Origin of the sequence: Pseudomonas sessilinigenes (genome assembly GCF_003850565.1) — a bacterium.
In the GTDB taxonomy this organism is placed as follows: Bacteria; Pseudomonadota; Gammaproteobacteria; order Pseudomonadales; family Pseudomonadaceae; genus Aquipseudomonas; species Aquipseudomonas sessilinigenes.
On the sequence record NZ_CP027706.1, the window covers coordinates 2,764,010 to 2,785,634 of the forward strand.

At 63.7% G+C, this 21,625-nt stretch carries 18 protein-coding genes; 9 read left to right on the forward strand and 9 right to left on the reverse strand.

Translation table 11 applies throughout. The features are described from left to right. Positions 1-45 precede the first annotated feature (45 nt). Positions 46-1,479, forward strand: coding sequence for an FAD/NAD(P)-binding protein (locus C4K39_RS12995; protein WP_124346600.1), 1,434 nt, complete (start codon positions 46-48; stop codon positions 1,477-1,479). Between the two features lie 56 nt (positions 1,480-1,535). On the opposite strand, the gene C4K39_RS13000 is transcribed toward C4K39_RS12995, so the two are convergent. From C4K39_RS13000 to C4K39_RS13025, 6 genes are all read right to left on the reverse strand, one after another. Continuing rightward, positions 1,536-2,642, reverse strand: coding sequence for a Gfo/Idh/MocA family protein (locus C4K39_RS13000; protein ID WP_124346601.1), 1,107 nt, complete (start codon positions 2,640-2,642; stop codon positions 1,536-1,538). A gap of 277 nt (positions 2,643-2,919) precedes the next feature. Beyond that, positions 2,920-3,687, reverse strand: coding sequence for an SDR family oxidoreductase (locus tag C4K39_RS13005; protein ID WP_068578258.1), 768 nt, complete (start codon positions 3,685-3,687; stop codon positions 2,920-2,922). A gap of 38 nt (positions 3,688-3,725) precedes the next feature. Continuing rightward, positions 3,726-4,793: a phosphotransferase family protein gene (locus tag C4K39_RS13010; RefSeq protein WP_022644001.1), complete on the reverse strand. Its 1,068-nt coding sequence runs from the start codon at positions 4,791-4,793 to the stop codon at positions 3,726-3,728. Positions 4,794-4,963: 170 nt separating this feature from the next. Further along, a complete protein-coding gene (locus tag C4K39_RS13015) occupies positions 4,964-5,920 on the reverse strand; it encodes a 2-hydroxyacid dehydrogenase (RefSeq protein ID WP_124346602.1) in 957 nt (318 codons plus the stop codon). A gap of 15 nt (positions 5,921-5,935) precedes the next feature. Next, positions 5,936-6,322, reverse strand: coding sequence for a VOC family protein (locus C4K39_RS13020; RefSeq protein ID WP_124346603.1), 387 nt, complete (start codon positions 6,320-6,322; stop codon positions 5,936-5,938). A gap of 128 nt (positions 6,323-6,450) precedes the next feature. Further along, entirely contained in the window at positions 6,451-6,990 is a 540-nt protein-coding gene (locus tag C4K39_RS13025; RefSeq protein WP_124346604.1) for a cysteine hydrolase family protein, read from the reverse strand. 495 nt (positions 6,991-7,485) lie between these two features. Between C4K39_RS13025 and C4K39_RS13030 the strand changes: the two genes are divergently transcribed. The 3 genes from C4K39_RS13030 (at position 7,486) to C4K39_RS13040 (ending at position 11,260) form a co-directional block, all read left to right on the forward strand. Next, complete coding sequence (locus C4K39_RS13030; protein WP_124346605.1) at positions 7,486-8,766, forward strand: serine/threonine transporter; 1,281 nt, start codon at positions 7,486-7,488, stop codon at positions 8,764-8,766. A 174-nt stretch (positions 8,767-8,940) separates the two neighbouring features. Beyond that, positions 8,941-9,558: a ParB-like protein gene (locus C4K39_RS13035; RefSeq protein WP_124346606.1), complete on the forward strand. Its 618-nt coding sequence runs from the start codon at positions 8,941-8,943 to the stop codon at positions 9,556-9,558. Continuing rightward, positions 9,548-11,260, forward strand: coding sequence for a SulP family inorganic anion transporter (locus C4K39_RS13040; RefSeq protein ID WP_124346607.1), 1,713 nt, complete (start codon positions 9,548-9,550; stop codon positions 11,258-11,260). The genes C4K39_RS13035 and C4K39_RS13040 overlap by 11 nt, the downstream gene beginning before the upstream one ends. A 4-nt stretch (positions 11,261-11,264) precedes the next feature. Here C4K39_RS13040 and C4K39_RS13045 read toward each other — a convergent pair whose 3' ends face one another. Continuing rightward, the gene (locus tag C4K39_RS13045; protein WP_124346608.1) at positions 11,265-12,557 is read right to left on the reverse strand and encodes an NAD(P)/FAD-dependent oxidoreductase; all 1,293 of its coding nucleotides are present in this window, start codon (positions 12,555-12,557) and stop codon (positions 11,265-11,267) included. A 53-nt stretch (positions 12,558-12,610) separates the two neighbouring features. Further along, a complete protein-coding gene (locus C4K39_RS13050; protein WP_124346609.1) occupies positions 12,611-13,750 on the reverse strand; it encodes an ornithine cyclodeaminase family protein in 1,140 nt (379 codons plus the stop codon). A 256-nt stretch (positions 13,751-14,006) separates the two neighbouring features. Between C4K39_RS13050 and qhpR the strand changes: the two genes are divergently transcribed. From qhpR to C4K39_RS13070, 4 genes are all read left to right on the forward strand, one after another. Next, positions 14,007-15,074 (forward strand): AraC-like transcriptional regulator QhpR, encoded by a 1,068-nt coding sequence (gene qhpR, locus C4K39_RS13055; RefSeq protein WP_124346610.1) that lies wholly within the window; start codon positions 14,007-14,009, stop codon positions 15,072-15,074. A 135-nt stretch (positions 15,075-15,209) separates the two neighbouring features. Further along, complete coding sequence (locus C4K39_RS13060) at positions 15,210-15,830, forward strand: TetR/AcrR family transcriptional regulator (protein ID WP_164487280.1); 621 nt, start codon at positions 15,210-15,212, stop codon at positions 15,828-15,830. 238 nt (positions 15,831-16,068) lie between these two features. Continuing rightward, complete coding sequence (locus C4K39_RS13065) at positions 16,069-17,070, forward strand: aromatic ring-hydroxylating dioxygenase subunit alpha (RefSeq protein WP_124346612.1); 1,002 nt, start codon at positions 16,069-16,071, stop codon at positions 17,068-17,070. Beyond that, the gene (locus C4K39_RS13070; protein WP_124346613.1) at positions 17,067-17,990 is read left to right on the forward strand and encodes a PDR/VanB family oxidoreductase; all 924 of its coding nucleotides are present in this window, start codon (positions 17,067-17,069) and stop codon (positions 17,988-17,990) included. Before C4K39_RS13065 ends, C4K39_RS13070 begins: the two co-directional genes overlap by 4 nt. A gap of 124 nt (positions 17,991-18,114) precedes the next feature. Here the strand turns inward: C4K39_RS13070 and acnB are convergent, their stop codons facing one another. Then, positions 18,115-20,724, reverse strand: a complete 2,610-nt coding sequence (acnB, locus tag C4K39_RS13075) for a bifunctional aconitate hydratase 2/2-methylisocitrate dehydratase (protein ID WP_068583956.1) — start codon at positions 20,722-20,724, stop codon at positions 18,115-18,117. Positions 20,725-21,132: 408 nt separating this feature from the next. Here acnB and C4K39_RS13080 point away from each other — a divergent pair, with 408 nt between their 5' ends. Continuing rightward, complete coding sequence (locus C4K39_RS13080; protein WP_068583959.1) at positions 21,133-21,603, forward strand: DUF1289 domain-containing protein; 471 nt, start codon at positions 21,133-21,135, stop codon at positions 21,601-21,603. Positions 21,604-21,625 lie beyond the last annotated feature (22 nt).

The window sequence follows — 21,625 nt, forward strand, 5'->3', positions numbered from 1 at the left end:
GCCCTCCGGGACAGGGTCCCGGCCAACACTGACCATGAGCCTTGCATGAACCAGACCCCTATCGGGCAGCCGGATCCTGCCCCTTGCGATGCCGAAGTACTGATTATCGGCGGCGGCCTCAGTGGCGCCTTGCTGGCCGCACAATTGCTACGCCTGCCGGGCGCGCGCCGCATCCTGGTGATCGAACCGCGTGCCGAGCTGGGGCGCGGCGAGGCCTACAGTGCCACCGAGCTGGGGCACACCCTCAATGGCAATGCGGCGCGCATGAGTGTCGACCCGGACAACGCCGACGACCTGACCCAGTGGCTGACCCAGCACATTGCCGAAGGCGGTTGGCCCGAGTCGGCCCTCCAGCCTGTGCCCATCAGCGAGCTCTTCCCGCCCCGGGGGTTGTTCGGGGTCTACGTCCAGCAGCGTTTGGCCGAGGCCCGGGCGGTGGGCCTGGCGCAGGGCTCCTGGGTGGAGCATGTGCACAGTGAGGTGGTGGACCTGCAGCATAAGGACGGCGGGATTTCGCTGGTCCTGGCCGATGGGCGCCAACTGCAGGGCGCGCGAGCGGTACTGGCCACGGGCATGTTCCCCGCCGCCCGTACCCGGCAAACCCATTCCAGCGGCCTCAATGCTGCCGCCCTGGACCCTTGGGATGTGAGCGCCATGGCGCGCCTGGACCCGATGTCCAGGGTGCTGATCATCGGCTCCGGACTGACCATGGTGGACGCTGTGGTGTCCCTGGAGCAGGCGGGGCACCGGGGCCCCATCGAAGTGTTTTCCCGCCACGGGCTGCTGCCCCATGTGCGGCGCCAGCCGCCGGCCTGGATCGATTTCCTGGGCCAGGACCCGGGTATCCGCAGCCCCCGTCAATTGCTCCACGAGCTGCGCCGCCAGTGCCGCCAGGCCTTGGCCCAGGGCATCGACTGGCAAGCGCCCTTGGACACGGTGCGGGTGCACATCCCGCGCTTGTGGAGCCAGGCCAGCGATTTCCAACGCCGCCAGTTCGTGCGGCATGTGCGGCCCTGGTGGGAGAGCCATCACCATCGTTCGCCGCCCTTGAGCGATGAGCTGGTGAGGCGCCTGCATGCCCAGGGGCGTTTGCGCATCCATGCCGCCCGCTACCAGGGATTGGAGCCGGACAGCGAGGGCCGCCTGGCGATTCGCTTGCGCTATCGCGGCAGCCGGGAAAGCACGCGGGTGGCGGGCGATGCCTTGATCAACTCCAGCGGCATCGAATACGACTGGCGCCGGGTGGACCGGCCCTTGCCCCGGCAGCTCCTGGCCCGGGGCCTGGTGCAACCGGGGCCGCTGGCCCTGGGCATCAGTGCCGAGCCCGACGGCGCCGTGCACGACGCCCAGGGGCGGGCCAGCGAATGCCTGTTCGCCATGGGCCCGCCATTGCGCGGCCTGTGGTGGGAAAGCACCGCGGTCACCGATGTGGCCCTGCAGGCCAAGGCCCTGGCTGCGCGCCTGGCCGCCTCGTTGTAGGCGCTGAAGGGCATTGGGCTTGGTGTGATGAAGGCCTCGTCCTGGCCCGGCAGCGGTTACAAGGTGACCCAGCGTTGCTCCCGGGCGGCCAGGCGGATCGCTGCCGCCAGCCGTTCCACTTCCCAGGCTTCCTGGAAGTCGGTGCCGTCTCGCCCCTGGCCGCAGATCGCCATGAGCAGCTCCTGCACTTCCAGGGTCTTGAGTTCGTTGTAGCCCAGCTGGTGCCCTGGCGCCGGGCTGAAGGCCGCGTAGCCGGGCAGGGCCGGGCCGGCCAGCAGGCGCTGGAAACCCGGTTGGCCGGCCCGATACAGGCGCAGTTCGTTCAGGCGTTCCTGGTCGAAGGCCAGGGTGCCCAGGGTGCCGCTGATCTCGAAGGCCAGGTGGTTCTTGTAGCCGTGCTTGATCCAGCTGCTGCCCACGCTGCCCCGGGCGCCATTGGCGAAGCGCAGCAGCGCATGGGCCTGGTCATCCACGGCGATGGCGCGGCGTTCAGGGGCGCCGGCCCGAACGGGGCGCTCCTGATGCACGGTATGGGTATCGGCGCACACCGCCACCACCGGCCCCATGAGAAAACGCGCCATGGCCAGCAGGTGGCTGCCCAGGTCCGCCAGGGCGCCGCCCGCCTGTTGCGGGTCACAGCGCCAGGTCCAGGGTGAGTCCGGATCGGCCATGAAGTCCTCGCTGAATTCGCCCTGGAAACTCACCAGTTGCCCCAGCTCGCCATTGCCGATCAGCTCCCGGGCCAGGACGATCAATGGATTGTGCTGGTAGTTGTAGCCGACCCGGGTCACCACCCCGGCCGCCTGTGCGGCTTGATGCATCTGCCGGGCCTGTTCGCTGGTCACCGCCAGGGGTTTTTCGCAGTACACCGCCTTGCCCGCCGCCAGGGCAGCCATGGCCATGGGAAAGTGCAAGTGATTGGGGGTGGTGATCGCCACCAGGCCGACCTGGGGATCATCGATCAACTGGCGCCAATCCGAGTAGGCCTGGGCGAATCCCCAGGCCCTGGCACAGTGCGCGGCGCGTTGCCCATCGGCATCGGCCAGGGCCGTCAGGCGCAGGCGCACTGGCAGTTCGAATACCGCACCGACACTGCGAAAAGCCAGGGCGTGGGCGCGCCCCATGAATCCGGTTCCGATCAGCCCAACGCCCAGTTCATCCATCGCCGCACCTTTGGAGTTGTTGTGGTAGGGATGAGTATTTATGGAATAAAAATTCTCTAATTTCAATAAAGAGAATAAATATTCATTAACGAGGCAAAACTCCGCAGGAGCAAGGCTTGCCCGCGATGAACCCGAGGGCGCCGCGTTCCGTCAGGCAATGCACATCATCGTTAACGACCCTCGCGCGCAATCGAGCGTCCACCGGCTGCTCCTGCAGGTTTATGTAGGGCATGAAAAAGGCAGCCCACAGGCTGCCTTTTTGTACGGCGCAGGTGGCTCAGGACAGGAAGCCGCCATCCACGTTCAGCGCAGTGCCGGTGGTGTAGCTGGAAGCGTCGCTGGCCAGGTAGAGCACCGCACCGGCCATCTCGCTCGGGTCGGCCACGCGCTTGAGCGGGATCTGCGCCAGGGCGGCGTTGCGAATGCTGTCGTTCTTGACCAGTGCCGAGGCGAACTTGGTGTCGGTCAGGCCCGGCAGCAGGGCGTTGCAGCGGATGCCGAACTGCGCGCATTCCTTGGCGAAGACCTTGGTCATGTTGATCACCGCGGCCTTGGTCACCGAGTAGATGCCCTGGAACAGCCCCGGCGATACGCCGTTGATCGAAGCCACGTTGATGATGCTGCCGCCGCCGTGTTCGCGCATCAGCTTGCCGGCTTCCACCGACATGAAGAAATAACCGCGGATGTTCACGTCCACGGTCTTCTGGAAGGCGCCCAGGTCAGTGTCCAGCACATTGCAGAACTGAGGGTTGGTGGCAGCGTTGTTGACCAGGATATCCAGGCGCCCAAACTGCTCGCGGATGGCGGCGAACACCTGCTGGATCTGCTCCATTTCACCGATGTGGCAGGCAATGGCGGTGGCCTTGCCGCCGGCGGCGACAATGGCATCGGCCACCTGCTGGCAGCCTTCGAGCTTGCGGCTCGAGACGATCACATGGGCGCCTTGTTGGGCCAGCAGCTTGGCAATGGCCTCGCCGATGCCACGGCTGGCGCCGGAGACGAATGCGATCTTGCCGTCGAGGTCGAACAACTGAGTCTTGGACATGGTTTTTCCTTGTTGGGCGGTCGGGCGCCGAAGCGCACTCAGAGGCTGGATTTGCCGATGACTTGCAGGCTCATCTGCTCCAGCAGCTTGTTCATGTGGATGAACTGCGCGAAGCGTTTGTCCTGGGTCTGGCCGTGGTAGAAGCGGTAGTAGATCTGCTGCACGATGCCGGCCAGGCGGAACAGGCCGTAGGTGTAGTAGAAATCGAAGTTGCCGATCTGGATGCCGGAGCGCTCGGCGTAGTAGTCGACGAACTGCTGGCGGCTGAGCATGCCCGGGGCGTTGCTTGGCTGGCGGCGCATCAGCTGCACCGGCCCCGGATCGCTGGCTTCGATCCAGTAGGCCAGGGTGTTGCCCAGGTCCATCAGCGGATCGCCGAGGGTGGTCAGTTCCCAGTCCAGCACGCCGATGATCTGCATCGGGTTCTGCGGGTCGAGGATCACATTGTCGAAGCGGTAGTCGTTATGCACGATGCTCGAGGTCGGATGGTCGGCGGGCATCTTGTCGTTGAGCCAGGCCTTGACCACCTCCCACTGCGGGGCATCGGGGGTCAGGGCTTTCTCGTAGCGGTCGCTCCAGCCCTTGATCTGGCGCTGCACATAACCTTCGGGCTTGCCCAGGTCGCCCAGGCCGCACGCCTGGTAGTCGACCCGGTGCAGCTCGACGAAACGGTCGATGAAGCTCTTGCACAGCGCCTGGGTGTGGCTGGCGTCGAGGTTCAGTTCCGCTGGCAGGTCGGAGCGCAGGATGATGCCCTTGACCCGTTCCATCACATAGAACTCGGCCCCGATCACCGATTCGTCGGTGCAGTGCACGTAGGCCTTGGGGCAGTACGGGAAGCCGTCCTTGAGTTGGTTGAGGATGCGGAACTCGCGGCCCATGTCGTGGGCCGACTTGGCCTTGTGGCCGAACGGCGGACGGCGCAGGACGAATTCCTGCTCGGGGTATTCCAGCAGGTAGGTGAGGTTCGAGGCGCCGCCGGGAAACTGGCTGATCCGTGGCGTGCCGGTCAGGCCGGGAATCTGCGCCTTGAGGTATGGGTCGATCAGAGCGGCGTCGAGTTCTTCACCCGAGCGGGTGCGGGTGGACTGGTCTGTAAGCGCCATGCTTATCCCTTCTGCTTATTCTGGAGGCCAGAGATTATTGACTAATCTAATGTGCCCGCTGGCCCCCCACAATCGTGGCGGGCCTTTATAGGTGCGAGTGTTGCCGGGCAATCATTGTTTTTGATACAGGCGTTTGAATCGCCCCAGGGAGCATAGCCGTCAGCCGGGATTCAGCTGCGGCTGGGCAGCGGCAGGGCCAGAGGGGTCAGCAAGGGTTGGCCACTGAAGTGGGCCAGCAGGTTGCGGCCGACCATGTCCATGCTGTCGCGGCTGGCCTGGGGCGAGAGCCCGGCGACATGGGGGGTGAGCACCACGTTGTCCAGATGCTTGAGGCGTTCCGGCACCCCTGGTTCGGCATCGAACACGTCCAGGGCCGCACCGGCGAGCTTTCGTTGCTCCAGTGCCAGCAGCAGGGCCTCGGTGTCCACCACGCTGGCCCGGGCCACATTCACCAGGAAACCCTCGGGCCCCAGGGCCTCTAGCACCTCGTGGCCCACCAGGTGCCGGGTCTCGGCGCCGCCGGGCGTGGCGACCATCAGCAGGTCGGTGTCCCGGGCCAGTTCCAGCACGGTCGGGCAAAAACGATAGGGCTGGTCCGGCCGGGGCTGGCGGCTGTGATAGCTGACCTGCATGTCCAGGCCCAGGGCACAGCGCCGGGCGATGGCCTGGCCCACCGCGCCGAGCCCGAGGACGCCCAGGCGCATGCCGGTCAGCGCCGGGCGCATGACTTTCGGCCAATGCCCCTGGCGCACCGCCGCGTCCGCCTGGGGGATGCCCCGCACCAGGGCCAACAGCAGTGCCAGGGCGTGGTCGGCCACCGACGAGGCATTGATCCCGGCGCCAGTGGTCACGGCAATCCCCCGGTTGCTCGCCGCTTGCAGGTCCACCTGCTCGTAGCCGGCGCCAATCACGCAGATGATCTGCAGCCGGGGCAGGGCATCGATTTCCTGTGCGCTCAGGCCCAGGGGGCCGCGGGTCAGCACGGCGTCGATCTGCCCGGCGTGGTCGGCGATCGCTCGGGCCCGGGCAGCGGGCGTCTGGGCCAGGATCAGCTCAAAGCCCAGCGCTTCGAGCCGTGGCAGGTAGGCGTTGAAATTTTCAATCAGGACCAGGACGGTGGCGGGCATGGCGAACTCCTTGGGTTATTGAGGCAGGCTTTGCCGCAACTGGAAGATATTGCCTTCCGGATCGATGCCGTCGCAGACCCGGGCGTCCTTGAACCGCCATTCGCGTTCGGGTTCGTACAGCCGCCCGCCGGCACTGGCGGCGCGTTGCCGGGCCTGATCCAGGTCGCTGATCCAGAACACTGGCTTGCAGGCAGAGTCGCTGCGGGGCAGGGGAGGATCTTGCAGGACGATGCGCGCGGCGATCGCCGCTGGCACCTGGATCAGCGTCAGCTCCATGCCCTGGTGTTGCAGTTGCAGGTAGTCGGGCTGCTGATCGCTGATGGGCCAGCCCAGGAGTGCGGCGTAGAACCGCGCCAGGGCCTGTGGGTCAAGGCTGTAGAGCACGAAGCCGGCAACACTCATGGGCAACTCCAGCAAAACAATGGCGAAGGCTCAAGGGTGCGCATTAGCCGGGCGTTTGGCAATGCCCGAAGCAGCCGTTGCCGGGGAGTGGCGCCGTCGTCGGCGCGTCCCGGGCGGTGATGGCGGGATCAGAAGGTGATGTCGGCGGTCCTGGCCAGGGTGACGAAGGCGCCGTCCAGGGTGGTGTTGTGATGATCGATGATCTTGCGCGCCCCCAGGTATGGGGTGTCCATGCAGGTGTGGGCATCCTCCACTAGCCGTGCGGCAAAGCCCAGGTCGCCGGCGGCACGGCAGGTGGCATCGACGCAGTACTGGGTCTTCATGCCGACGATCACCAGCTCGCTGACCAGGGCCTGGTGCAGGCGCTCGGCCAGCCCGGTGCCGGTGAAGCAGTTGGGACGGGTCTTGTCCAGTACGTAGTCTTGCTGCTCGTCCACCTCCAGGGTCGGCAGCAACTGCCAGAACGGGCTGCCGGCGGCGATGGGCGAGTCGGCGGCGCCGGTGTGGCGCACAGCGAAGATCGGGGCCCCGGCCTGGCGGGCGCGACGGATCAGCTGGTTGATGTTGTCCAGGACCTGTTCGCGCTGGTAGGGCTTGTCCGGTCCGTTGAACAGTCCGACCTGCATGTCGATGACCAGCAGGGCGCGCTTGGCGTTGGGTAAAGGCATCTTGTCTCTCCTTGTTGTGCCAGCCGGACGGAGAAACAAAAGGCCCCGTCCATTGCTGGCGGGGCCTTGGTTGTCACTGTGCTCGCTTCATCCTGCACAGCCACCACGCGACCCGCCGGAGGCAGTCGTGGTGCTGGTGGTCGAGATGAGCGGATAGGCATTCATGGGCCCGATCATGCCGTTCGTCGCCAATTGCTGTCAACGCGGGCGCGGGCCGAGCGGGATTCACCAGGGGTGAGGCGATAAGCCGCTTTGACGGGCCGATCGGCACCTGCGAAAAAACCGCAGGACCAGGGAGAGGGCCGGGCCAGACGCTTTGCGACAAAAACGGACAAGATTGCCGCAACGCAGGTGCCATTCCTCCGCTGAGTCTATGCAGCGTCCTTGGAATCCCGGACAATCGCGCCCCCTCTGTTTGCTCGGGGGTTTGTCTGTCGGGTATTCCGGCGCGCTCCGAGCCAACGGCAAACGACCGGAATGTGGAGATCCCACCGGATGAATGATCAGGCCAACAGCGTTGATCAACGCTTTGAAACGGCGGCCCCAGCGACCCTGACCAGCTGGAACCGCCAAGACACCACTTGGATGCTGGGCCTGTTCGGCACCGCCATTGGTGCCGGTACCCTGTTTCTGCCCATCAACGCTGGCCTCGGTGGCTTCTGGCCGCTGCTGATCCTGGCGCTGCTGGCCTTCCCCATGACCTTCTACGCGCACCGCGGCCTGACCCGCTTCGTGCTCTCCGGGCGTGAGGGCGCCGACATCACCGAGGTGGTGGAGGAACATTTCGGGATCAAGGCCGGGGCCCTGATCACCTTGCTCTACTTCTTCGCCATCTTCCCCATCCTGCTCATTTACAGCGTGGCCCTGACCAATACCGTCGGCAGCTTCATGGAACACCAGCTGCACATCGCGCCGCCACCACGGGCGATCCTGTCCCTGGTGCTGATCCTCGGCCTGCTGGCGGTGGTGCGCTGTGGCGAGCAGGTGATCGTCAAGGCCATGAGCCTGATGGTCTACCCGTTCATCGTCGCCTTGCTGTTCCTGGCGGTGTTCCTGATCCCGCACTGGAACGGCGGCATCCTCGCCACCGCCGGCGACATCCCGGCGCCATCGGCCTTCCTGCACACCCTGTGGCTGGCGATTCCGGTGATGGTGTTCTCGTTCAACCACTCGCCGATCATCTCGGCCTTCGCGGTTGACCAGAAGCGTCGCTACGGCCAGCACGCCGAGCAGCGCAGCTCGCAGATCCTGTCCCGCGCCCACCTGCTGATGGTGGTCATGGTGCTGTTCTTCGTCTTCAGCTGCGTGCTGACCCTGTCGCCGGAACAACTGGCCGAAGCCAAGGCGCAGAACCTGTCGATCCTGTCCTACCTGGCCAACCACTTCAGCAACCCGACCATCGCGTTCGCCGCGCCGCTGATTGCCTTCGTGGCCATTGCCAAGTCGTTCCTGGGCCACTACATCGGTGCCAGCGAAGGCCTCAAGGGCTTGATCGTCAAGAGCGGCCGACTCCCGGGCGCCAAGACCCTGGACCGGGTGACCGCGGCCTTCATGCTGGTGATCTGCTGGGCCGTGGCGACCTTGAACCCGAGCATCCTGGGCATGATCGAGACCCTGGGTGGCCCGGTGATCGCGGCCATCCTGTTCCTGATGCCGATGTACGCCATCCGCAAGGTGCCGGCCATGGCCCGCTACCGTGGCCAGGCGTCCAATGTGTTCGTGACCCTGGTAGGCCTGGTGGCCATCACCGCGCTGGTGTACTCGCTGGCTTCCTGAGGCCGGGCTGGCCTGGCGCCAGGCAATAGTTGAAACCAACGCCGCCGATGCTGCCCAGCACCGGCGGCGTTGTCGTTCAGGGGCCTGCCGAGCCTGAAGGCAGGCGGGTGGATGGAGAGGGCAAGCGTCGGGCGATTAGCGTCTAAGCTGATGATTTTTGCCTGGAGTCATTTCATGGCCCGTGCCCACCCGCAGTTGATCCGCGCCCGGCTGGACAGCCTGCACCCCACCCAACTCTCCGTCGGCCTGGCCGAAGTCCAGGCCAAGCGCGAGCAATGGCAACAGCTCAAGCGCAAGGCCCGGGCGGCAGCCCTGGACGACCACTGGTTTCCCTGTGTACTCGGTCCCCGGCAGCGCTACTACATCGTCGATCACCATCACTTTGGCCTGGCCCTGCTGCAAGAGGAGGTCAAGGAGGTGCCATTGCTGGTGCTCAAGGACCTGTCCTTTGTCGAGCCGGGCAGTTTCTGGGAGGTGATGGGTTTCAACCAGTGGGCCCATCCCTACGATGCCCAGGGCGTTCGCCGCTCCTTCGAGCGTATCCCGGGGCGCATTCTCGATCTGCAGGATGACCCCTACCGCAGCCTGGCCGGGTTGCTGCGCCGCGCCGGTGGCTTTGCCAAGGACGCCACGCCCTTCAGTGAGTTCCTCTGGGCGGATTTCTTTCGCCGGCGGATCGCCATCGAGGCGCTGGGCAAGCTGGGCGCCAAGGTCCAGGCCCGGGCCATGAAGCTGGCGCGCAGCCAGGACGCTCGTTACTTGCCGGGATGGGTGGGCCAGATTGTCGACTGATCGAGGGCAGGGACCTGCCACTGCGCTCCCCACACGAGCACGGGATCTGCTGGCCGGACTGTCCATCGCCGGGCTGTTGTTGCCGGAGGCGGTGGCCTATTCGAGCATCGCCGCCTTGCCGCCCCAGGCCGGGGTCATCGCCCTGTTCGCCGGCTTGCTGTGCTATGGCCTGCTGGGCAGCAGCCGTTTCGCCATCGTGTCGGCGACCTCGTCATCGGCGGCGGTACTGGCCGCCGCGACCCTGTCGCTGTCGGATGGTGATGGGCAGTTGCGCCTGGGCCTGGCCTTTGCCCTGGTGCTGCTCACGGGGGCGTTCTTTGTCCTGGCCGGAGTGTTCCGCCTCGGTGGCGTCACGGCCTTCATCGCCAAGCCGGTGCTGCGTGGCTTCGCCTTCGGCCTGGCGCTGACCATCATCCTCAAGCAGTTCGCCACGGTGGTCGGGGTGCACCTGAGCACCGGCAACCTGGTGCGCTTTTTACCGCAGTTGCTGGAGCAGTGGCCGCACTGGAACTGGGCCGGTGCCGCCGTGGCGGCCGCGGCTCTGCTGGTGCTGGCGATCTGTTCGCGGATCCCCTATGTGCCCGGTGGGTTGGTGGCCGTGGTCATTGGCATCGTCGCCGGGCGATGGCTGGACCTGCCGGCCCATGGGGTGGCGCTGATTGGCGTCATCGAGCTCAAGCTGGAGGTACCGAGCTTGCCGGACCTGCCGTTTGCCGATTGGATGCGCCTGGGGGAGCTGGCGTTCGCCCTGGTGATGATCCTGTATGCCGAGTCCTATGGCTCCATCAGCTCCCTGGCGCTCAAGCATGGCGATCGGGTGTCGTCCAACCGCGACCTGCTGGCCCTGGGGGTATCCAACCTGGTGTCCGGGCTGTTCCACGGCATGCCGGCCGGTGCCGGTTACTCGGCCAGCTCCGCCAACGAGGCGGCTGGAGCCGGTTCGCGCCTGGCGGGGCTGACCGCCGCGGCGGTGATGCTGTTGATCGTGCTGACAGTGTTGCCCTACATCGCCCTGACTCCGGAGCCGGTGCTGGCGGCGATCGTCATGTATGCCCTGGGCCATGGGCTGAGCCTGCAACCCTTGGGGCGCTACTTTATCTGGCGCCGGGATCGCCTGCTGGTGATCTGCGCGGTGGCCGCGGTGCTGGTGCTGGGGGTGCTCGATGGCCTGCTACTGTCGGTGGGGGTGAGCATCCTGCTGATGTTGCGCCAGATGTCGTCGGCGCAAATCCAGATCCTCGGCCAGTTGGGCAGCGGCCACGACTTTGTCGACCTGAGCCGTCATCCCCAGGCGCGGCAGGTGCCCGGGGTACTGATCCTGCGTCCGGGAGAGGCGCTGTTCTTCGCCAATGCCGAGCGCATCCTGGGGGGCGCGCTGCACTTGATCCGCCATGTCGAGGCACCGATCCACAGCATCATCCTCAGCCTCGAGGAGTCGCCGAACCTGGACGGCACCAGCATCGAGGCCCTGGACGAGTTCTTCCGCCAGGTCAGCCAGGAGGGCAAGCACCTGGCCCTGGCCCGGCTCAAGCACGACGTCAACCAGGCCCTGGTGGCGCTGCCGTCGAGCCGTCAGTACCAGGTGTTGCTCAGCGGTACCAGCGTCGACGATACCCTCCAGGAGGGGCGGCGGGGCGGGCGCGAGCCGGCGACTGGCGAGCATGCCGATCATCAGGCACCGGGCTCCGGCCCGCGGCGGTAGAGGGCTAGAACCGCTCCAGCCGATAAGGCCTCGGATCGACAATGGGCCGGGTGGCGCAGATCAGGTCGGCGGCGAGCTGCCCGGCTGCTGGCGCAGTACCGAAGCCGTGGCCCGAGAAACCGCTGGCCAGTGTCAGGCCGGGGATCTTCGCGACAGGGCCGATCACCGGCAGCGAGTCGGGGGTGACATCGAGCGCGCCGCTCCAGGCTTGCTTCACCACGGCGTCCTTGAACATCGGCCAGGCCGTGGCCAGGTTGCGCAGCGCTTCGGCGTTCACCCTGGGGTCGGCAGGTGGGTCCAGGGTCCGTACCCGTTCGAAAGGCGATACCTGGTCGGCTCGCCAGCGTCGTCCCAGGAGGAGATCGTCGAACAGCTCGCGGCCGATGGACGGTTGCAGGTTTTGCCATTGTCCGCGCAGCGCACCCAGGTAGCGTCGCCCTAGCAACAGGCTGTCGAGCGTCAACGGTGCGTTCAGGACGCCGCGATGGCTGATGGTGAAGCCACCGTCCAGGCGTTTGCGAAACGAGAAGTCCGGGGCGCCCACGGTGATATCACAGGGGCCTTGCACAGGCGCGGTGCGCAGGATCGACGCCACCAGGGGCAAGGTCGGCAGGTCGATGCCCTGGTTGCCCAGAAAACGTCGCGACCACAGGCCGCCCGCCAGCAGCACCTGTTCGCAGCGGATCTCGCCGCGTTCGCTGACGACCCCGGCGATCCTGCCGGCGGCCAGCGACAGGGTCCGTACCGCACAGTGCTCGACGATCACGGCGCCCTTTGCCATGGCTGCACGGGCGATCGCGCTGGCCGCCAGGGTCGGTTCGGCGCGTCCGTCCGAAGGTGTGTAAAGGCCGCCTGCCCAGTGGCCTCTGCCGCCTGGCGCCAGGAGCCCGATACGCAGAGCACTGATCTGGCGCGAGTCCAACGCCAGGTCTTGTACCGAGTCGAGCCAGTCTTGGTGCACGGCCAATTCGGATTCGTTGCGGGCCAGGTACAGGATGCCGGCGCGGCGGTAGCCGACATCGGCACCGACACGGGCCGCCAGGCCGTTCCATAGTGGATCGGCGGCCATGGCCAGCGGGACATCTGGCGCCGAGCGGCTCATCTTGCGAATCCAGCCCTGGTTGCGCGAGGACTGTTCGCCAGCGATCCGGCCTTTTTCCAGCACGACCACGGGCGTGCCGCGTTCGGCCAGGACCAGGGCGGCGACCAGGCCAATGATGCCGCCGCCTATGACCACCACGGTGGTCGCTTCGGGTAGGTCCAGCGAGGTCTGGACTGGAGTGATCAGGGGAGCCACGGCTCGTCTCCTTCAGCTTGGATATCACCCGGGCCGCTGCTCGCGACCCGGTCTCAGCGCAGGGCGGGCTGTTCCCACAGGTTGAGCCTGACGCCGATCCCGCGCTCCAGGGCATTGCGATAGACCACCGTGCCCCAGGCCACGTCTTCTACGGGCATGCCGCCCACCGACAGCATGATGATGTCGTCCTCGGAGCGTCGGCCAGGCGCCTGGCCAGCGACAATCGCACCCAGGTCCTCGAGCTGCTCGCGTTGCATCCCGCCTGTGGCGAGCAGGTCCATGAAGCGCATGCCGATCATCGGGACAGTGGCGTGGGAAGGCTTGGGCACTTCGTCATACCAGGCTTCGTAGAGCGCGGTGTGGTCCAGCACCTTGCGAATGTCCGCGGCCTCCATGGCCTGGTCCATGTTGCAGGTGGCCGGCATCGACAGGAAGGTTCCGGGCCTTAGCCACTCGCGCCGGACCGTGGGGTAGGTCGAAGGGTCGCTGACCACGCCGGAAGCGCAGAAGGTCACGATGTCGCTGTCGCGTACCAGCGCTTCCAGGCTGTCGACCACCTGCACTCGGGTGATCTGCGGGAAGGTCTCGGCGACCCAGACCAGGAAGGCCTGGAGGTTGTGCTGGCCGCGCCCCTTGATCTTCACCGTGTCGATCTGAGGGCATACCGCCATGAAAGCGGCCAGCGAGGTCCGGGCCATGACGCCCGGGCCGAGGATCCCGACTACCCGGGAGTCCTGGCGCGCCAAGTGCCGGGCACCAACCCCGGCCACGGCACCTGTTCGGTAAGCCGACAACAGGTTGGCCGACATGAAGGCCAGCGGAGCGGCGGTATCGGCGTCATTGAGCATGAACATCAGGATCGAGCGGGGCAGGCCCTTGTCGCGGTTCTCGGCATTGGAGCCGTAGCATTTCATGCCGACCATGCGAAAACGCCCTCCCAGATAGGCCGGCATCGCCATGTAGCGGCGGTCGGCGGTGGGCTTGGGCATATCGGGAAAGGGCGAGTTCTCGGGGAACACCATCAGTGCACCATGGGAGCTATTGTTGGCGCCCGCCATGCGGTAGTCGTTGTGATAGAGCAGGCCGAACACTTCTTCGATGGTGTCCACGCAGCTGGGCATGTCGGTCACACCGGCCCGGACCATGTCCGGTTCGGACAGATAAACAAAGTCGATCTTCGTCGAGGCGTTCATCTCTCACATCCTTTCAGGCGTTGTTGTTGTTGTTGTTGTTGTTGTTGTTGTTGGGCGGATCTTGCCGTGGGCCAGAACCGCGGTAAATTGCAAAACCGGATGCAGAATTTGCAGAATCGGCCAACACGCTATTCGGCTCTGGCGGCCTGTGGGAAAGAGCGGAAACTGATGTCCCTGCGCCGTGTACTGGTAGGGGCCAGGCCGATAGGAGGGCGCGATCGACTAACGCCAGGATGGCCTGCGAGGGGTGATGCGTATGAAGGAACTGCTTGAGGTAACTCATGAGTGCCGTCCGGATACCGGTGAACCGGCGACGACCCGTACCCTGTACCTGATCACGCTGCTCAAGGCCCTGGCCAATGTGGGCAGGCGGCTGGATTCGTTGTTACGTGAGCACGGCCTCTACCGATCCCAGGCTGCGACGCCCTATGAGCGCATAGCACTGGGGCGCTATGTGTCGTTGCTCGAGCAGGCGGCGCAAAGGTTCGACCGGCCTTTTCTCGGCCTGGACATGGGAACGCAGTTCGGGCTCGAGGAACTGGGGCCTTTTCATGCTTTGTTCAAGGCCTGCGCCAACCTGCACGATGCCCTGGACTACGTCATTAAGTTCCAGATGCGCTGGCAGACCCACTCGTTGCTGGAGCTGGCTTGCGGCCCGCAAACGAGCGTCCTGAGCTATCGGATCCAGGACCCGGGTATCTGGCCGCGCCGCCAGGATGCGGAATTCACCCTGTCCGGGATCGCAGGCTTGATCAAGCAGTTGCTGACGACACAATGGGCGCCGGTGCAGGTGCATTTCGAGCACTCGATAGCCGGCAAGAAGCAGCACCTGGAGCGTTTTTTCAAGGCGCCGGTGCGCGGCCACCAGGGCGCCAACCAATTGGTGTTGCTCAACAGCGACCTCGAACGCCCGTTCTCCCGTGCCGCAGGCGGGCAGGATATCGGGCTCAAACGCGTCCTGGAACGCCACCTGCTGGACTTGCTGGGCCCAGAAAACACCACGACCAGGGGGCTGGCCATGCAAGCCCGCGAACTGATCGCCCGCCGGCTGGGATGTGCCTCGGTGGATTGCGATTCGATTGCCGCCGCGCTGGACCTTTCCTCACGGTCCTTGCGCAGGCGCCTGGTCGAAGAGGGGAGCTCCTTTCGCAGCCTGTTAAAGGAGGTGCGCCAGGCGAAGGCGCAAAACCTGCTCCAGGCTTGCGACATGCCGCTTTCGGCAGTGGCCCAGGACCTGGGCTATTCCGACCAGGCGACATTCTCCCGGGCGTTCAAGGCGTGGACCCGGGTCTCGCCGCGACGCTATACCAAGAGCCACGGCTAGCTTGTGCTGGCCGATGTTGCCGAGATCGTTGATAACGCAAGTTGAGTGCATTCACTGGAGGGCGCCCGAAGTTACAATGCACCACTCTGAGAGGCTGCCAGGCAGCATCACACAATGGTGTTCAAGGAGAGTGCATTGGCCCGTGTCAAGAGTGGTGAGGTAAGGCAGGCAATCCTGGATTCGGCGGCGAAACAAATCGCTATGAGCAGCTACATGGATACCACCGTCGCCAAAATTGCCAAAGGCGCGGGTATCGTCCCCTCTAACGTCTACATCTATTTTGACTCGAAGCTGCAAATCTACCTGGAGATCTACGGGCAGTGGCTGCAGGAGCAAATGGAGATGCTCGATAGCCGAGTGGCTCGAGCCAGGACGCCACGGACCAGGGTCCAGAGACTGGTTCACGGCTTGCTGGTGGACATCGTTGATGATGCTACCGGCTACACGTCGGCGTTGATGGAAGGCTTGGCCGTGGTGCAGGCCAAGGACCATTATTCCCCTGATCTCCTGCTTTGGACCGAGGCAAGAATCATCCAGATTATCAGCACTTCGCTCGATGGCTACGATAGCGACGACCCTCGCCTGCGTGCCGCAGTCCATCTGCTGATGCTGACCTTCGATGGCATGGCCATGCGAATGAAGGCGTTGCGCTCTTTCAACCAGCACGACCCGGTCATGCCTGAAGTCGAGAGGGCAATGGTGGATCTGCTATTGAGTTGCCGTTGGTCGGGTCGAGCCCCGTCCCAAAAAAAATAATCTTCGTCAAAACCCTCGGCTTGACACCTGGGCGCGCGGTGGTGATCTGTGCCTGGCAAAAAAATCTTGTGCGTCAAAAAAGAACGTGATTCTCTTATTTCAGTATAAAAACACCAGATTACATGGGCTGCAGGCCATCGAGCGGTAGATCTTCCGCCATTGATATCCTGGTTTGCATCCTCCGGACAGGTCTCGTAGTTCACACACCGAGAGCACACTGGCGAAGGGAGGGGGTCACATGACCAAGATGACTGCATACCGCAATTTCTGGCATCCGCTGGCTTTATCTACAGAGGTTGGTGGCAAGCCCGCCAGGTTCATGTTGCTGGGGGAGAACCTCGTGGCCTACAGGACGCAGTTCGGGATCACGGTTTTGAAGGACCTGTGTATCCATCGTGGGTGCGCACTGTCCATTGGCCGGGTTCTCGATGATGGAACCCTTGAGTGCCCATATCATGGCTGGCGCTACGATCACGCCGGGCAGTGCGTACGCATCCCGGCTCTACCCCCGGGGCAGCCGATCCCGTCAAAGGCCAGGGCGATCAGCTACCAGGTGCGTGAACAGAACGACATCGTCTGGGTGGCGCTTGGCGAACCACTCGCTCCTTTCCCGGACTACCTGCCCGATGCCGACTATGCAACACCGGGCACGCGTTCGCTGATAGTGGATGTTTATGACTGGAATGTCGGTGCCGGCCGCGCAGTGGAAAATTTCCTCGACCTGGCTCACTTCCCGTTTGTCCACGACAGTTGGCTGGGAGATCGGGCTGATACTCAGATCGAACCTTACGATGTCGAGAGCACTGAATACCGCCTCGACTTCAGTTACCTGCAACTCCAGCCGGGAGACTTGACCACTGACAGTAGCGAGAAGCTTGCGCTTCGCTACACCTATTTGGCGCCTTTCACTGGACATATCCGTCGTTCGACGCCCCGGACGGGCGAATGGACCTGCGTATCATTATTCGCTGCGCCCATCGATGAAAAACGCACCCGGGCTTACGTGACATTCGTGCGCAGTTTCGATACCGATCCCGGCTCGGATGCGCAATATCTGAGCTTCGTCGATACCGTGATCAAGCAGGATGCGGCGATTCTTGAAACAGTACGTCCGGAAGAGATTCCCACCGACTTGCGTGAAGAGTTGCACATCAGAGTGCCGGACATCGCCGGGATGGTGTTCCGGCGTATCCTCTCGGATATAGAGGGGCGCATCTCGGTATCGGGAAGTTCCTCATGAAGCTGCAAGTGTCACAGATCACTCTCGAGGCGGATCGGATCATTTCCATCAAGCTGCGTTCGCCCTCAGGGGAAGAACTACCGCCTTGGCAGCCGGGCGCTCACTTGGAGATCGATGTCCTGGGGCGGTTTCTCAGGCACTACTCCCTGTGTGGTGATCTGGCTGATCGCCAGCACTACAGCATTGCCGTGTTGCGGGAGTTGAGCGGCCGGGGTGGGTCCCAGGCTATTCATGACAGCTTGCGGGTCGGGGCCTTGCTGGACGTCCGCCGCGTAGCTAACCATTTTCAGCTGGTGGACGCGCCGTTCTATAACTTCGTCGCTGGTGGTATCGGTATTACCCCGATCATTTCCATGGTGGAGCATGTCAATACCCTGGGTAGGCCGTGGCGGCTCACCTATGCCGGTAGATGTCGATCGGACATGGCATTCGTCGATCGTTTATGTGCCTTGGATGGACAGGTACGGATCGTCGAGACGGGGGCGGCTGTGCTCGTTCTAGAAGAGGTTCTGGATGCTGCTCCAGGCCTGACGTTTGCCTGTGGCCCGGCAGGGATGCTAGATGCCCTTGGGCAGCGCTGCGAGCTCCTGGGCATGAGTGACCGGTTAGTCGTCGAGCGCTTCAAGGCCGCGCCGATAATCGGGGTGGATGCCGAGCAACCGTTCGATGCAGTCATTTCCTCTTCCGGGCAAACGATTACAGTGCCGGCTCAAGAAAGCTTGTTGCAATGTCTGCTCGACGCCGGTTGCAGGTGTCTTTTCAGTTGTCGGGAAGGCACCTGCGGCAGTTGCGAGGTGGGTGTGATCGAGGGTGAGCTCATCCATCGTGATGCGGTGTTGAGCGAGGCCGAGCGGCTACAGGGAGACCGGATGCTGCCTTGTGTTTCACGAGCCAAGGGGAGGGTGGTTCTCGATCTCTGAGGCTTCGATCAGTACGGGTCCAGCGCTGCAGCCCTGTCACTCAGGCACGAAGAACTGGATCACGGGCAATAAAAAACGCCGCGTATCGTGGAATACGCGGCGTTCTTTCTACAACGCTAGAGCCTTAGGCTTGTATCACCGGGATCTTGGCGTTGGCGGCCGCTTCGCGGAACTCGGCGATCTGGTCGAAGCTCAGGTAGCGGTATACGTCCGCTGCCATGCTGTCGATCTTGCCGGCGTATTCCATGTACTCCTCGACGGTCGGCAGGCGACCCAGGATCGAAGCCACCGACGCCAGCTCGGCCGAAGCCAGGTAGACGTTGGCGCCATCGCCCAGACGGTTCGGGAAGTTACGGGTCGAAGTCGACACTACGGTCGAGTTCGGCTCTACACGTGCCTGGTTACCCATGCACAGCGAGCAGCCCGGCATTTCCATGCGCGCGCCAGCCTTGCCGTAGATGCCGTAGTAGCCTTCCTCGGTCAGCTGGTGGGCGTCCATCTTGGTTGGCGGCGACAGCCACAGGCGGGTTGGCAGCTGGCCCTTGACCTGGTCCAGCAGCTTGCCGGCTGCACGGAAGTGGCCAATGTTGGTCATGCACGAACCGATGAACACTTCGTCGATCTTCTGGCCAGCGACGCTGGACAGCAGGCGAGCGTCGTCCGGGTCGTTCGGCGCGCAGAGCACAGGCTCCTTGACGTCGGCCAGGTCGATCTCGATGACTTCGGCGTACTCGGCGTCCTTGTCGGCGCTCATCAGCTGCGGGTTGGCCAGCCAGGCTTCCATCGCTTGAGCACGACGTTCCATGGTGCGGGCGTCGCCGTAGCCTTCGCCGATCATCCAGCGCAGCAGGGTGATGTTCGACTGCAGGTACTCGGCGATCGCCTTCTCTGGCAGCTTGATGGTGCAACCGGCAGCGGAACGTTCGGCGGAGGCGTCGGACAGTTCGAACGCTTGTTCGACGGTCAGCTCGTCCAGGCCTTCGATCTCCAGGATGCGGCCGGAGAAGGCGTTTTTCTTGCCTTTCTTCTCGACGGTCAGCAGGCCTTTCTGGATGGCGTAGTAAGGGATGGCATGAACCAGGTCACGCAGGGTGATACCAGGTTGCAGTTTGCCCTTGAAGCGCACCAGGATCGATTCCGGCATGTCCAGCGGCATGACGCCGGTGGCAGCGGCGAACGCGACCAGGCCAGAACCGGCCGGGAACGAGATGCCCATCGGGAAGCGGGTGTGGGAGTCGCCACCGGTGCCGACGGTGTCAGGCAGCAGCATGCGGTTCAGCCAGCTGTGGATGATGCCGTCGCCCGGACGCAGGGAAACGCCGCCGCGGGTCATGATGAAGTCGGGCAGGGTGTGGTGGGTGGTCACGTCGATCGGCTTTGGATAAGCCGCGGTGTGGCAGAAGGACTGCATCACCAGATCAGCGGAGAAGCCCAGGCACGCCAGGTCCTTGAGTTCGTCACGGGTCATCGGGCCAGTGGTGTCCTGGGAGCCGACGGTGGTCATCTTCGGTTCGCAGTAGGTGCCAGGGCGCACGCCTTTGCCTTCCGGCAGGCCGCAGGCCTTGCCAACCATTTTCTGTGCCAGGGTGTAGCCCTTGCCGGTATCGACAGGAGCTTCTGGCAGCTTGAACAGGTTGGTTGGGCCCAGGCCCAGTTCGGTACGGGCTTTCTCGGTCAGGCCACGGCCGACGATCAGCGGGATACGGCCGCCAGCACGAACTTCGTCCAGCAGGACCGGAGTCTTCAGTTCGAAGGTGGTGATGACGTCGTCGGTGCCGTGCTTGCAGACTTTACCAGCGTGCGGGTAGACGTCGATCACGTCGCCCATGTTCAGGTTCGAAACGTCGAACTCGATAGGCAGTGCGCCAGCATCTTCCATGGTGTTGTAGAAGATCGGGGCGATCTTGCTGCCGAAGCAGAAGCCGCCGGCGCGCTTGTTCGGCACGTACGGGATGTCGTCGCCGAAGAACCACAGCACCGAGTTGGTTGCCGATTTACGCGAAGAACCGGTACCGACCACGTCACCGACGTAGGCAACCGGGAAACCCTTGGCCTTGACTTCTTCGATCTGCTTGAGCGGGCCGATGGCGCCTTGTTGCTCAGGCACGATGCCGTCGCGGGCCATTTTCAGCATGGCCAGGGCGTGCAGCGGGATATCAGGGCGCGACCAGGCATCCGGGGCAGGGGACAGGTCGTCGGTGTTGGTTTCGCCCGGGACCTTGAACACGGTCAGGCTGTACTTGTCGGCGATGGCTGGCTTGTTGGTGAACCACTCGCCGGCAGCCCAGGATTCCAGCACGGCCTTGGCGTGGACATTGCCAGCCTTGGCTTTTTCGGCCACGTCGTGGAAGGCATCGAACATCAGCAGGGTGTGCTTGAGTTGTTCGGCGGCGACGGCGGCCAGTTCGGCGCTGTCCAGCAGCTCCACCAGGGTGGCGATGTTGTAGCCGCCTTGCATGGTGCCCAGCAGTTCGACGGCACGTTTCTTGTCGATCAGAGGGGAAGTGACTTCGCCTTTGGCGACGGCGGAGAGGAAACCGGCCTTGACGTAGGCAGCTTCGTCAACGCCTGGTGGAATGCGGTTGGTGATCAGGTCAACGAGGAAGGTTTCTTCGCCAGCCGGGGGATTCTTCAGCAGCTCGACCAGGCCTGCAGTTTGTTCGGCGTTTAGCGGCTGGGGAACGATACCCAGTGCTGCGCGCTCTTCGATATGTTTGCGGTAGGCTTCAAGCACAGTTATTACCCTCATCAGTGGTCCCAAATGGGTGTCCGGGACGCTCATCCCGAAATTGCCGTACTCATGCGCTGCGTGGCGTTGTGGGCCACTTAGCCAGAATTACCGACAATTCCTTACAGAAGCTGCTTTCAAAGTTTTACGCCTGCAGAACGGGAGCTGATGAGGGTTGGCGCTGGATTTTTCCCCGCTGGAAAAACCCCTCGCCAACACCGCTCTGAAGGAACGACTGTGCTCGTGACGCTTTGAAAACAGCTTCAAACGGACATTGGCGCCTAAAAAGGCTGGCTGATTCTACGGCAAAAAAAAACTAAACGTAAGTTGGCGGATTAAAGTTTGAGGGGTGATCAATGTTAGACAAAGGGCTAACATTGCGCCCTGTTTTGCTTTTGCGTGTGCTGTCTATCTATGCCCAATCAGACCATCAAGACTCCCTGCGTCGGCCTTTGCTCCACCGTTTATGGCGACCTGGTGTGCCGTGGCTGCAAGCGTTTCCATCATGAAGTGGTCAACTGGAATGGCTACAACGAGGATGAGAAGCGGGCGGTGTGGCTGCGCCTGGAGCAACTCCTGGTGCAGGTGATGGCAGCCAAGCTGGAGGTCTTCGACCCGGCGCGGCTGCGTGGGCAGCTCGAGCAACGCAAGATCCGTTTCGTTCCCCATCAATCCGAATACTGCTGGGCCTACCAGCTGATTGCCCGCGGCGCCCGGGTGATCAACCAGCTCGATGCCTATGGGATGGCGCTGTTGCCGGAGTTTCGCGATTGGGGCCTGCCGGAACTGCGCGATGCGATCGACCGGGAGTTCTTCCTCCTGTCGGAAGCCCATTACCAGCGCTACATCGCTCCGGGCTTCCTCAAGGACGCGCTGGGTTCCTGAGCCTCGGGCCTTGAGGGAGCGA